General features: G+C 42.9%; 9 protein-coding genes. 6 read left to right on the top strand and 3 right to left on the bottom strand.

The genetic code is table 11. The features are described from left to right. Window positions 1-14: 14 nt before the first annotated feature. Both EJ361_RS20640 and EJ361_RS20635 read right to left on the bottom strand, forming a co-directional pair. Window positions 15-3,158: a hypothetical protein gene (locus EJ361_RS20640; RefSeq protein ID WP_126247848.1), complete on the bottom strand. Its 3,144-nt coding sequence runs from the start codon at window positions 3,156-3,158 to the stop codon at window positions 15-17. Window positions 3,159-4,012: 854 nt separating this feature from the next. Beyond that, the gene (locus tag EJ361_RS20635; protein WP_126247846.1) at window positions 4,013-4,423 is read right to left on the bottom strand and encodes a response regulator; all 411 of its coding nucleotides are present in this window, start codon (window positions 4,421-4,423) and stop codon (window positions 4,013-4,015) included. Between the two features lie 598 nt (window positions 4,424-5,021). Here EJ361_RS20635 and EJ361_RS20630 point away from each other — a divergent pair. Next, the gene (locus EJ361_RS20630) at window positions 5,022-5,909 is read left to right on the top strand and encodes a hypothetical protein (protein WP_126247844.1); all 888 of its coding nucleotides are present in this window, start codon (window positions 5,022-5,024) and stop codon (window positions 5,907-5,909) included. Between the two features lie 19 nt (window positions 5,910-5,928). Next, a complete protein-coding gene (locus EJ361_RS20625; RefSeq protein WP_126247842.1) occupies window positions 5,929-7,728 on the top strand; it encodes a DUF262 domain-containing protein in 1,800 nt (599 codons plus the stop codon). Window positions 7,729-7,917: 189 nt separating this feature from the next. Here EJ361_RS20625 and EJ361_RS20620 read toward each other — a convergent pair whose 3' ends face one another. Continuing rightward, window positions 7,918-8,643: a glyoxalase superfamily protein gene (locus tag EJ361_RS20620; protein ID WP_126247840.1), complete on the bottom strand. Its 726-nt coding sequence runs from the start codon at window positions 8,641-8,643 to the stop codon at window positions 7,918-7,920. 541 nt (window positions 8,644-9,184) lie between these two features. Between EJ361_RS20620 and EJ361_RS20615 the strand changes: the two genes are divergently transcribed. The 4 genes from EJ361_RS20615 (at window position 9,185) to EJ361_RS20600 (ending at window position 13,171) form a co-directional block, all read left to right on the top strand. After that, window positions 9,185-10,645: a hypothetical protein gene (locus tag EJ361_RS20615; RefSeq protein ID WP_126247838.1), complete on the top strand. Its 1,461-nt coding sequence runs from the start codon at window positions 9,185-9,187 to the stop codon at window positions 10,643-10,645. Window positions 10,646-10,774: 129 nt separating this feature from the next. Beyond that, window positions 10,775-11,101, top strand: coding sequence for a hypothetical protein (locus tag EJ361_RS20610; RefSeq protein ID WP_126247836.1), 327 nt, complete (start codon window positions 10,775-10,777; stop codon window positions 11,099-11,101). Between the two features lie 208 nt (window positions 11,102-11,309). Beyond that, entirely contained in the window at window positions 11,310-12,518 is a 1,209-nt protein-coding gene (locus tag EJ361_RS20605; RefSeq protein WP_126247834.1) for an ImmA/IrrE family metallo-endopeptidase, read from the top strand. A gap of 5 nt (window positions 12,519-12,523) precedes the next feature. Beyond that, window positions 12,524-13,171 (top strand): P63C domain-containing protein, encoded by a 648-nt coding sequence (locus EJ361_RS20600; RefSeq protein ID WP_126247832.1) that lies wholly within the window; start codon window positions 12,524-12,526, stop codon window positions 13,169-13,171. Window positions 13,172-13,197: the final 26 nt, after the last annotated feature.

Genomic DNA, 13,197 nt, shown 5'->3' with positions numbered 1-13,197 from the left:
ACCTAAACTGGATTTTATCGCCAATACTGCGGATATTTTGTCAAAAGCGCCTTAATCCTTTGCTCACACTCCAGCGGACTGTTGAAAAAGCGGATATCACCGGTGGAAATTCCATTTAACACATTGGGATATGTAGGATCTGTAATTGCTGAAACTGCGCGAATCGGATATACCGTAGCCTTGTCAAGTGAATAGATGAACCTTACACGTATATCCTCCAATTGGTCGTTGAAAATCGTAGGATTGTCTGATATTGGAATTCGCAATCGCCAGGTAGTAAGCATGCTATATCCCTGTAAAGCCGGGTAATCCTCTTTATCTTGCATTGCCTGCCACCCATTAGCAAATTGAGCCGGTAAAAACGCTTCGGGGTACTCATCGGAATTGGCACCTGCTATTCTCTCCTGGCCTCCATCGATATTGCCCACCGCCGGATTGAATATTTCAGCGCGATATTTCTCTCCGTCAAAAACATACCCTACACCGGGATGTGACAGAGTTAGATTCAAAATGGTTCTGTGCCGCCCATTTTTCATAACTGCTATAACTCTCGCGCCGAGGTAGCGTAGGTTTTTCGCAGAGTCATTGACAATACTGCCATCTCTTGGCAATATGGGCAAATCAAAATTGTATATGTTTTGCCTGCTCGATATCGCCTTACTTAGCTGTTCCCAGGGCGTCTGGAAATTGATTTTTAATGAAATACTCCCGCTTTGTTCGGCTACTAGTTCCGGAATCCGCTCCTTGGGACATCCTTTGCAATCATTTACAACCACTGCGAAATACTTTTGCCATTGCAATCGCATTTGATCCAAATCGCTCCTCGCGCCGGCTTTCGTTAGATCCAGCCAAGTGTGTAGGTTTATATCCCTATCTAGGAACAACCTCACGTTATCAGGATCGGAATTCACTATATCCAGCAGCGAGGTGCCGTGCCTGTACTGAAGTGCCTGGTCGAGCAGCGTGGCATATTGGCGTAGCTTTTCAGTATGGTAATAGAGTAGGGGTTTTCGATTCGCTACCTTGAGATTGTATTGTTTGATGTGGTCGTACTTTGACTCCAATGTCATCCTTGTGCGCTGATAAGCATTGTCTGCATAGCCTTTTCGCAACTTGATGATCAATTGATCCTTTTGCGTTAGCTTTAGCTGAACATTGGTTTGGTCGAGTATATCCAGAGTGCGAAGTTTTTCGACGACTAGCTCCTTGCCTTCTCTGTTCAAGCTCGCTATTTCGTTTTTTATTTTGCGGCGTGCGACAATTCCCTGCATGATCGAAATTGCCATACCCACATAAGGACACGCGTACGAAATAGCCGCCGTTAACGCAACCTGTTGCAATTTTTGCGAATTATTGACGTTTCTCGGTGGCTGCTCCGTCGCATACCGCAGGTTGCCTTTTGGAGAGGATGCATTTAACATATATGAGCCGATATCACAGGCAAGAATCTCTCCCGTCAGATCCTTGATTGCGGGCTCATCCTGGACCAGGCTAACCAGCTTATCAAAATACTCTTTTCTCGCTGCCGGCAACTGATTGTCGGCTACATTTTTGAACACTGGTCCGAGTGAACTTTCAAGATCAAATAGCGAAACAACGTTGCTCAGTGGAGGAAGTCCGAAGGGTTGCTCATCAGCCCATCTCTTGGCCACGGCAAGTAATTCCGCTTGCTTTTCCACACTCAATGAATCGGCATTTTTAGCCACTTGGTTTAACCATGTTCTTGCATCGTCTGTTAGCTGAACCCCAAAATAAATCAATTTAGTTCCTTCCAGCCGAAGTTGTGTTTGGGCCCCATTAATGTTATCGTCAATTGCCTTGACCATGGCAGGGGCGCCGGATACATTCAACTTCTCAAAAAGGGCCTTTTTCGCCTTGTCCGGTAATTGCCGGATAAATTGGGAAGGATAGAGCCGCACTATTTGGGTAGCAACATAGGCTTTGCCTTCGTTAGTCAGCCCGTCAAAATACTTTTCCGTAACCGTAGTAAAGAGGGTGGCCTGCATGCTTGCCTCCTTTGCCAAGTTATCAAGGTAAGTGGCCAGGACGTCCTTACTTTTGAAGATTTCGGCACCTATTTTCTGCCTTATAGAGGGGAAATCAGCTAGAGTATGTAGCAGTGTTTCAAGGCTCTTTACTTCGCTCATTGCGACTTCCAATTGTTGCAATTCGGCTGGAGCCAACTCGCCCATCATTTTTTTGCCCATCGATATAAATGCGTCCATGGACGGCTCTCTTATCAAGTCATAGGCGCTCCTAGCAGTTGCAACCATGCTTTTGCCTTCCTTTACAAGTTCATCCGCGGTTGCATAAATATCCATTAGCTGCTTCATAGCTTCAGACGATTTTGACAAGGCCTCCTTTATGGAGGGGTCATTGGTAGCCCATTGGGAAGCCGCTTTTAGCAGTTTGTCCTTTAAATTTCCTTCCTGAAGAAGCAACTGCGGATCGAACGGAAGTCCAAGGGCCTGGCTAAGCCCCTGCATCATAATATTGCCAAGACTGGCCGATAGTTTATCCAGCTCTGCGACTTTTGCTATCACAATTTTCTCTATTTCCTTATGCCTCGTATTTATCTGGTCAATCCTGTCTTCACAGCGCGCTATGGCCTTAAGATAACTGTCTTCTATAATTTCACTCTTTTCCCGATTTATGGTCTCTATTTGTGAATTTACTGACTGCTGATCCAAATTGGAGGCATCTGCGTTAATTGCATTTTGGTCAGTTTCTATTTTGTCGATATAGGTTTCAACTTCCTTGGCCACCGCTTCAAATGCTTCAAATTCCGATTTGAACCTCGTATAGTAGTAGGCGGGATTCATAGGTTTAAGTTGAGAAGCCGTCCAGAAACCAAGCCCTTGGTCAAGTAAGAATAAGCGATACAAAATATCTTGTTTGAGAAGCTTCAACGAATCTTTATAATTACAAAGGAGGTTACCTTCGAGCTGGGCCAGTTGCTGGATCGCTCGCGAGTATTCTGCATGCGCATCCGTGTTTCGCTTGTTAATAAAGTATTCGTCCGCAAGTTTTTTTCGAACCCTGACTGTCTCGAAATGAATGGCGCAGCTTATAGAATCACTGCGATGAATAGACTGGGCGTTGATTGTTGTTTGGAAAAATGCACAAACTAAAACAAGCCACTTAGTTTTTGGGGCCATATTTCAATCGTTATAGGAGTTAACTTTGTTGATCTATCTCAATTCTTGGCCGACTCTATAGACTTTTGTCAAACGCACGGGGCAAAATGGGAGGTATAGCTGGTATTTATATGCCTAAAGCTTGTGGTAACTGCCGGAGAAGATAAACCACTGTCAAATTAGGGGAAAAGATTCAAATTGCAAAATTTCATCGCTGCCTTTTGCAGAATAACGACAAATCCAGAGGGCAAAAAATAGGAGCCATGTTACCCTAACAGACACCTGATAGTGATTAGTCTGTCTAGTCGTCCACATGATGATTATCCCAAGCAGGTACCACAACAGAACTTAACAGGCTTTATTTGATAACTAAAAAGGTATACGGTCGGATTTGGCTCGAGTATCAAGGACTGAGAATAAAAGATTTTTAGAACCGAACATTTTATGACCCAGTGCCCATCCAAATTGTCTTGGGAGCATACCTCGCTAAGTCATATTTCGAACGGCTTTATAAGGTTAACTCCATGCAATACGCAGTTCGTTAGCGAAAGCAACGGGGCAGCTAACAACTTCAAGGAACTACAATTAAGCAATGGGCAAAACGCCTTTCAGTTTGCTATGCGGAATGTTTGGGATCTCTATTATAATATGGCTCAATTTGGGCGTTTCCGGGGCCAGTCTAGTTACGATATTGATACCATTTTCAAATAATTTAATCCATGAAATACCAGTAATGACTTTTTGCAATTCAATTAGCCCCTAAAATCTATCCTCTTATATACGAAATTTATTTCCGGCCTTAGCGAAGTAATTAAAGTTGGATGAGTGAGCATAGCCCGAGGAATATATTACCTTTGTGACCCCTGGAACTGCATTTATAATACAGGCGAAACCAACTCCAGCAGCTCTTCTACAATATGCCCCCAGTGGGCCATATCAGATGGTTTCTCAAAATACCTGATTGCACCATGTGCTAGGCATTCCCTTCGATATATCCTTTCATTTGCTGTACTAACGACTGCTATTGGTATACTACGTATCATTTCTACACTGGCAATTTTATCTAGCGTTTCAAGACCATTCATCCGTGGCATATTGTAATCCAGAATAATAAGATCCGGAAAATTCATTGGGGATACTATCGAAAAGTAATCTAAAGCCTCGGCGCCACTCTCTAAACCCTGGACATTAGCATTTGGCGCTTGTTTGAGGATCGTATCCGTAATAAAGTCTTTATCATCTTGATCGTCATCGACGATTAATATGTTCAAAGCCTTTCTCACCATTTGAATTCTTAGGTTTTCAATAAATTTTGTGAAATGGATCCAGACGTCCCTTGCTTATTTTCTGAGGGTTGCGCTATGAAATGATTAGTTAAGGTACGAAAATGGAACTTGAATTCCAATAGGCTTTATATAGCGGAAACCTTATTGGACATTGGTTACTCGGTATATGCAAAATACAGGAGGCTGGGTTTTCAAATGGCGCCCGGGTTTCAAACAATGGATTGAATTGTAAATAACGGGGAGAAAACTTAATTAGCGCTCGTAGTAAATAGGCGCTGCCGCCACCTAACGGATGCCTTGATACCCTCAACTGATTACCGGACCTTGAATCCCCCCGGCATCCAGCATTTTGCCATACCCGATAATCAAGGTGGCACTACAAATTGCATCAAACGATGCCTGGCCCTATGGCCAGCCCTATGTATTTGATGGATCTTCTCGTTTCAGATGTTCCGAACATCCTGAGCTTGAATCACGACCGATTTTAAGTCCCAATAGTCGGCGCACTTCGTATATGTATATACATTATAAAATTTGTTCAAGTTGTCCCAAATTGATAAATTTATCAATACCCTAACCTAAAACTAATCTTTAGAAAATGGCGATTCATTGGGAAGAGGCGTATTATCGATTGTTTGACATTATTGAAGCTGGCGGCAACAGGGAGGCCCCCGAGTACTTTTCGGGTCCACGATTCATAAATACCCTTAAAGGAATTAGCTATAATTTTCCTCAGAACTATACAAAGTATATACAAATGAGGAGCAATAAAAAGCTTCCAACCAGCAGAAAAGTATATTACCAGGAAATTTTGGAAGGTGTTCCGCAACAAGAACGGGTGGCAGCCTATAAAGCCATTTTTCGGGAACTGGGTACTTTCACGAGTCGTGAACTTATGGAGCTGAAAAAAATGTTCGGCGAGGCCGGTGACGAACTAATACGTCCCGTTGTGCCTGTTGATCCGATGATGTCTGATAATACTTATCAACAAATTTTGAAGCGACTTCGGGATGCAATTACAAATCTGGAGACAAAGCCTGACCTCTATCGCCTCATGGGGGAAGAGCAAATACGCGATTATATCACCGGAATTTTAGAACCTGCTTTCGAACACACCACCGTCACCCGCGAGTCATTTAACAAGGCAGGGAGGACTGACATCCTGGTTCGTCACACTAGCGGTAACAATCTATTTGTCGCAGAGTGTAAAATTTGGGCTGGCAAGGCGGGCATGCTCGCTGCGATCACCCAGCTAATGGGGTATTTAACATACCGCGACAGCAAAGCTGCACTGCTCCTATTTGTAGACCGAGATGATATCGATACTGTACTGCAACGAATTGCCGAGTATGTAAGTGAACACCCTCAATATAAAAGTCGCGGTGCGGTTACTGAACGGAACTCTAGCGCCCATGTCTTTTCCCTGCCAGGCAATCCAGACGGAGATATACATATTGAAATCATCGTAGGACACTTTCCTCGTTAATAAACAATAACCCAAATCTATGGCCAATCAGCTCGAAAAAGCTATCAAAATATCAGAGGCAATTGCTGAAATCGATAGTAGCCGCTATCTACTACCATCCATCCAGCGTCGCTTCGTCTGGAATACCTACCAAATCGAAATGCTCTTCGATTCCATCATGCAAGATTATCCCATCAATACAATGATGATGTGGCAGGTAACCGATGCTGAAGTAAAAAACAACTTTCGCTTTTATGAGTTTTTGAAAGTATTCAAGGAATACCTTGGGGGAAACAATCAGCAGAAGCCAGTCAATGCAACTTTTACAGATTTTTATGCAATCATCGATGGTCAACAACGGCTCAATAGCCTCTACATTGGACTTAAGGGAAATTATGCATACAAAAAGTATCAAAAATTCAAAAGAAAATACCTTAAGGATGAACAAGACTATCCTTCTCGGGTGCTTTATCTAGATATCCTGGCACCGTTAGAAGATGATGAAGAACGTAAAGTTTACGACTTTCGGTTTTTGGTTAAGAATGAGCACATGAAGGAAGGGGAGGAGAAGACTAAAACTATCGAAACACCAGACGGTCGGAAAATCAAACAACCTTGTTTTTGGTACGAGGTAGGTGCTATCCTGAAAATGAAGGATGAATCAGAAATATTTACATTTTTGTCCCGCAATGGCCTGCCAGTTGCTGATTTTCCACTTGAAACTCTTTTGAAACTTTACTCCAAGGTCAGAAAAGAAGATCTCCTAAACTACTACTTAGAAAAAGATCAAGACTTTGATAAAATCCTGCACGAATTCATAAGAACCAATTCCGGTGGGACAAAATTATCCTTTGCCGACCTTTTGATGTCTATCATTACCGCATCTTGGGATCTGGATGATAATACAAAAGGTGCAAGGGAGGAAGTGGATACGCTGGTGAGATTGGTCCAGGAAATTGGTTTCAATATTGATCAGGACTTCATCCTGAAAACTTGCCTAGTTTTTGTTTCCAAGGACATACGTTTCTCGCTTAAGAACTTCGGCGCAGATACAATAGCAGAGATCGGCCTAAATTGGGGAAAGATCACCCGATCCATCATTGAGACATTCAAGTTGGCTAGATCCCTATCCTTCAACGACTATTCTCTTCGCGCCAAGAACGCGCTTATACCGGTCGCCTATTACCTATTTAAGACAGGGTTCTCCGTCGACATTAATAAGGATAATCGTCATCAATCAAATAAACGGGCAATTCGGCAGTACCTGCACATCGGTTTACTCAATAAGGTGTTTAGTGGCAGTGCAGACACTTTCTTGACAAGGCTCCGAAGCATAACAGAAAAAAACATTGATCGGGGCTTCCCACTGGAAGCCTTCAGGCAAGAATTCACAGAGCCGCCGAAAACGTTCCTTGTCAATGAGGAAAAACTGAAGAGTATTCTACGTAGAAGCTATGATGAGCTGGACAGCTTTTATACCTTGGCATTACTGTATCCGAATTTTAATTTCCAATTTAAGGATGTAAATATTGATCACCTTCATCCAGTCGCCGGTTTTAATGAAGAAGCTTTGAAAAGATTACCAAAAGAAAAAAGGGAGACTTTTGAACAAAATTACAACACGGTACTGAACCTGGCCTTTCTTTCGGAAGAGGCAAATAAATCAAAAAATGACCGGCCATTACAAGAATGGATCGCTGAAAGGCAGCTTACAAACGGAAATATCCGGTCAGAGTTATTAATCCCCGAAACCGTAGATCTTGCGTTCGATAATTTTGATCAATTTATTGTTGAAAGAGAAAAAACGCTGCTGGAAAAGCTGAAAGCCAACCTCTCATAGTGCGAACCATATATTGCAATGACTGATTGAATGTATGGGAATCCCAGTCCTTGCAAGCCTATTTACGGAAGCTTCTAAACGCTGACTCTGAGAATATTTCTAAGTGCTGCTTGGAACTAAATTAATGCACGGTTATGTGATATATAAAAACTGGCCCCCGGAAAGGAGAGGGCCAGCAAAGGAATATTCTTAAAATGTAACATAATTTGTACATGCGAGTTTCGGTGTACTTCCGACTTCATCGTGGAAAACGTAGTGCTCATTACCACGTTTCTTCAGCGGTCGCTCTACGATAAATGTATAGTGTCTGTTGTCGACTTCTGTTATAGTAATTGGTAATGCTCTCCTACCATTCCAGGAGACCCATGCCTGATCGCCGGGTTTGAATTTCTCTACAGTCCTTTCTGTGATTTGAACAGAGGGTGCATCCTTTACAATTGTTATCTTTCTACCTTCATTTTGAGGAGCTACCTTCTTCTTTATGCGCGATTTAATTGGCCTAGGGCTATTCTTGCTTTTTATATATAACAAATACCGCTTCCAAGCTCTTTCAAGGGCGACGGTAGCACCATACGGAAGGCGTAGGGAAGGTAAAAACTGACCGTATTCTTCCAGGGTATCGAAATTTGGCCAAGAATTATTTCGAAGCATGGCTCTTGACAAATCTCCAAGCGGTGAATTCCTGTTTTTGTGCCTTTTCAGCCAATCATTAAACCCAATATGGAAAGGAATAAGTGTTGATTCGATCTTTGCTCCAACACTGATTATAAGATCCCGCTGGCAATGTTGCCAATTCGAGTAGCCGTATTGTTTGGCGAGTAACTCAAGCGCTTGGACGTGAGTAATGTTTAGTGTCCTTTTAAGCTTTCTAGCCTGACTTTTAATGTAGGTAACTGAACGAGGTAACTCTTTCATTCTTCAAAAACTTTAATGATCTCGCTTGGGAAAATGTCGCCCACCCACCATTTCTCTATGCGAGAAAAAGTTTTCAAAAATTGAAATCGAATTTACAGTACTGAGTGGCTTTGCACTGGTGGGCGGCTGGCGTCTGTAACACCGATGGTAAAGATAGGATTTTCTTGACAACTACCTCCCATAAAATTAGGCCACAATTTCCTATTCAAGCCGGGATACCCTGCTTGCAAATCGGATCTGTAAATCTGTTCAAATCGGAGGCTATTAGACAAGAAAATAGCAGCCTTTGGAGACTGTAAGCGATCTCATAATGAAAAAGTCATGCATTGAATGCCTACCTATTCTCCATAAATATTGAAGGTCTGGCAAGCTAGTATCCGACAAAATATTTTAACTTACCAATACCCTTTTGCGCAAAATCGTCGAGGTACAATTGCGTTAAAGTTTGTTGAGAGAGTAGAATTAGGGAAGGTAGCTATTTGTAATATGATTATTATTGTATATGAGGAGGGACGTAGTATATTATTGGAAATATAGAGGTTTGACCCACCAGGAGATTGAACGGAGAGTACTTGCCAAACCTGACTTTGAAAGCCGATTTAACGAACTGGTGGTGTACTATCCACTATTAGCGTCAGGACGGCTATATACCTATGATGAGGATGGGCTGGAAAAAGAGCGGATCTATTGTGCCTGTGATGGGTGCAGATACCATCCGGATACAATGGCACACCGCGCCTTTTTTGAAGCAGCGTACAGGAAAGAATTTGCCAAAGCGAGGGTATTCTTTGAAGCGAATAACTCCCTGCTGGCAAAATTCAATTACTGGGTACGCAATGATTTGAGTCCATTTATAAGCTATTCCGAATCGGATGACGGCAGCGACAGAATCTCTGTTATCCCTATGGATAAAAAGGAGTTTGCGGAATACAACCGGCTTGTGTATCACTATATCAAACATTCCACCAATGGCGTCCCCCGGTCCATGACGCTTGGTGGGAGAGTAGCGGAATTCGAAGTCCGAATGAGCCGTGCTATCTATCCGGATGAAGTTCTCGAGAAAGCAAAAATTGCATTAAGAAAAGACTTCGAATCGCATCGTATGAATATGCAGCGGGTCATATTCGAAGACTTGCTAAACGGAGGAGAACTGGACTGGAGTGTAAAAACATGGGATTATGGCGAATGTATGGATAATGTTATTGCTAATGAGGCGTTTCTGTTCCTAAAGTACCTGGAGACGTATGGGAAAATGCGACTGGACGAACCGTTTCTCGAATACGTAGCGCACGTATTTGGCGATGACGACTTGGGTATGGACTGGTCGGCAATTGCGAAATTCTTTCAAGAACAGGCTGTAAGGGCAGACATTTCATTTCCTTACCAAGATGAACGATTCCCGGATGATGGTTCCATCATCAGTAAAAAGGCCGGAATTATGGCCAATCTTGAAGGTTTCTTTCCAGAAAAGCGCTATACATTGATAATGGATCTGGCTTTGGCAGCGCCTGACGTAGCGTCCCGTCATCAACTCATTTCTCGAATGGAACAGCTTTTTGGTCCCATGTCTGCATCTTTTGATGGCATATCACGTGATCTGATAGGGGAAGTACAATTGGGGCTAGAATTGTATGGCAAAGCGGCAGAAAAATTCCGCCTTGGTATAAGGGCAGTTGTCGACAAGTCTGATAATCGGAGCGCGATGGATAACTTAAGGTTATGCCTGGAACTCTTTCTTAAACAACTATTGGGTAATAATAAACCTCTGGAGAAACAAGATACCCTTGGAAAATACTTAAAAGAAAAGGGAGTACCTACCGAGCTACGCTCGATGTTGCTTGGGCTATTAGATTTTTATACCAAGTACCAAAATGACTACGTAAAGCACAACGATAAAGTTGAGGAAGCGGATATCAACACCATCCTCTATTTAACGGCCACTTTCCTTCAACGATTACTGCGGGCTCAGATTGAAAGACAATCAGATTTACCTGCTTCGTAGTCATGTGAGTCTGAATTTTGAGGACACTGACTGTAAAGGCAGTTCCCATTTTGTTTGAACTGTAAATTCTGTCGACAAAACAAAACGATTTGACATTGGCATAATGACTTCCAGTTTAAATTAATGAATATGAATAAACAGCAACACCTATATTCGAATCTGTGGAAAATGTACATTCCTGATATCCTCGACATGGTGGAAGTGTTTCCATCCAATTTAGGCATCGAATTGTCGAAAAATGAATTCAATGCCGTTGGCAATCGTGAAGATTATTGCTTTAGACTTGAGTTGAAAAACGGAAAAATTGCAAATAATATACAGGGCTCTGCTGTTGCACGTGATTTGGCTGAACTGCTCTTGGCGGATAGCCGAGCTAAACGACTTTTTGCCGGGAAGACTGTCATTATTCGACTATTGAGTAATTACCAGCTCGTAGCCGAGGTAAACGCCTTGTAGAATTTGATAAAGGGGATTGTTCGTTACAATGTAGTTGTATCGACGTATTAAGGGAAAGCTCCATGTCTATGTGTCGTTGGGAATAGTTTATAAGTATATTTGTTTTATTATCAGCATGTTATAAATATACACATGTTGTTAAAAAATTTTCAATGTAGATTTACATTTTATTTTAGATATTCGTAGTGTAGAATTACATTAACGACGGATGCCCAACGAAGAATCACATAAATTTGAAATTAACGCGCTGATTAACAGTGCTTTTGTCCCAAAAGAGACCCTCAGGGGAATGTTTGAGGCAAAATTAAGCGCTTTGGATACATCGGTCACAGCAATTTTACCAGTATTGGATATGGAATCCAGGGCGCTCAATGGAATACTGGACGGAACAAAGAAAATGGTTGATTTTACTAATCTTATCAAGATAGCCAATTTTCTACAGGTGCCATTGACACGGGTGGTCGAGCTTTTTGCGGCTGCATTGGAAGCAAACTTTTCCACTGGACCAGTAACCGTAGAAAAAGTCCAGTTTATTAAAGATAACTTCGATCTTGCCGCGCTAAGAAAAGCAAGGCTGATTGACACTATCACTGATTTTCGTCATATAGAGCAGCGGTTGTTACTACGGTTAGGACTCAAGTCGATTTTCGACTACAAGAAGCCTGATAATCATGTCGCCTTTAGTGCGGGGATACTGCAACCCAAAAATGACCTTAGCCGTTCCGTCTGGATTCGAGCTGCGATGAATCTTTTTGAAGAGCTTGAGAATCCTTATGACTTCAATAGGCAGGGCTTGATCGAGTTTATCCCGCTAATTCGTTGGCATTCGACAAATGTCGAGTTGGGCCTGGTGGATGTGGTCAAAACCCTTTACAAGCTGGGGGTGACGGTAATTTATCAACCACCGATGCCTTCCCTTCAATTAAGAGGAGCTACGATGGCGGTGTACAACAAACCTTGCATCGTACTGACAGATATTATGGGGTTTTATGGCACCTTGTGGTTTGCGCTTTGCCATGAAATCTTCCATGTGCTTTTTGATTGGCCAGATATTGAAGCGAACAGCTATCATGCCACAGAAGATGGAGACGACATACCGCTCACCGTGAAGGAAAAGGATAGGAGAGCAGATGATTTTGCGCGATCGTTCCTATTTAGCAAAGAGAAATCGGCAGGGGTTGATCGCTACCTATACGACCGGCATTATATTGCCGATTTGGCGGCAGATAGCCAAGTGCACGAAAGTATCATTTATCTTTTCCTGGCATACGATAACAAATCATCTAAGAAATTCTGGGCTAGGGCTCGTGAAATGTCGCCGCCAGTTGAAGTAGCCGTTTCGCGGCTGACAGTACCGTGGGAGGAAGAATTGTCCTGGGAGAAGATAGAGGTGCTCAAAAACGATATCTATAATTGAGTGATATGTCTAACAGTTTTAACAAACAGGAGGAGCCCATACCAGGGCAAGAAGGTTTACCCGCTGATGCGGGTACCGGGGGAGGTTCTGCAAAAACACAGGATCCGCAACTACCACTAGGCGAGTGGTTAACCAAAGCAGCTGACCAGCTGGCGCAAGATGGCAAAAAACAGCGGGAGCAGCTAGAAAAGGAAATAGTTACCTTTCGCGACGGCACAACCGTGAACATCGCCCATTTGATGGCCGATGCCGCAGCGCACAGGCAGCCGTACGAGGCCATATTCCCCAACTCGAACCCATTTTTCAAGGAGATTTTCCGACTTATGGGACTTGATGAAGCGGACGCAAGCAAGTACATCAAACCGGGGGTTGTTGGGCGGCACCTAGTTTACCTGATATACTTGCGATTCAGCCAGGGAGAATCGTTAGTTACCTACCTCCGCTCAAGGGCTGTACCGAATGGTATTCGGACAGCGAAGTTCTTCCAGTTTTTGAACCCGGCAGGTATTGAAAAAGCAAAGCAATTCCGGGATGAAGCAATTGACATGATGAAGCGCTATGGGCCTAATGAATGGTATTCATTTTATAGGGCCTTCGGCAAGCGGCACGGGATACCGGTCCAGCTTAATGCTTTCGAAGAATCTGCAGCATAAGGAATCGGTTTCGGTGTTTTATTAGG

This window comes from Chitinophaga rhizosphaerae (assembly GCF_003958645.1).
GTDB classification, from domain to species: domain Bacteria; phylum Bacteroidota; class Bacteroidia; order Chitinophagales; family Chitinophagaceae; genus Chitinophaga; species Chitinophaga rhizosphaerae.
Note: the sequence above shows the minus strand (reverse complement) of the source record. Positions and strands in the feature narration are given on the sequence as shown.

Bases quoted from the DNA above. Each gene is read 5' to 3' on its own strand.
- EJ361_RS20640 (WP_126247848.1), bottom strand. From the start codon at position 3,158: ATGGCCCCAAAAACTAAGTGGCTTGTTTTAGTTTGTGCATTTTTCCAA.
- EJ361_RS20635 (WP_126247846.1), bottom strand. From the start codon at position 4,423: ATGGTGAGAAAGGCTTTGAACATATTAATCGTCGATGACGATCAAGAT.
- EJ361_RS20630 (WP_126247844.1), top strand. From the start codon at position 5,022: ATGGCGATTCATTGGGAAGAGGCGTATTATCGATTGTTTGACATTATT.
- EJ361_RS20625 (WP_126247842.1), top strand. From the start codon at position 5,929: ATGGCCAATCAGCTCGAAAAAGCTATCAAAATATCAGAGGCAATTGCT.
- EJ361_RS20620 (WP_126247840.1), bottom strand. From the start codon at position 8,643: ATGAAAGAGTTACCTCGTTCAGTTACCTACATTAAAAGTCAGGCTAGA.
- EJ361_RS20610 (WP_126247836.1), top strand. From the start codon at position 10,775: ATGAATAAACAGCAACACCTATATTCGAATCTGTGGAAAATGTACATT.
- EJ361_RS20605 (WP_126247834.1), top strand. From the start codon at position 11,310: ATGCCCAACGAAGAATCACATAAATTTGAAATTAACGCGCTGATTAAC.
- EJ361_RS20600 (WP_126247832.1), top strand. From the start codon at position 12,524: ATGTCTAACAGTTTTAACAAACAGGAGGAGCCCATACCAGGGCAAGAA.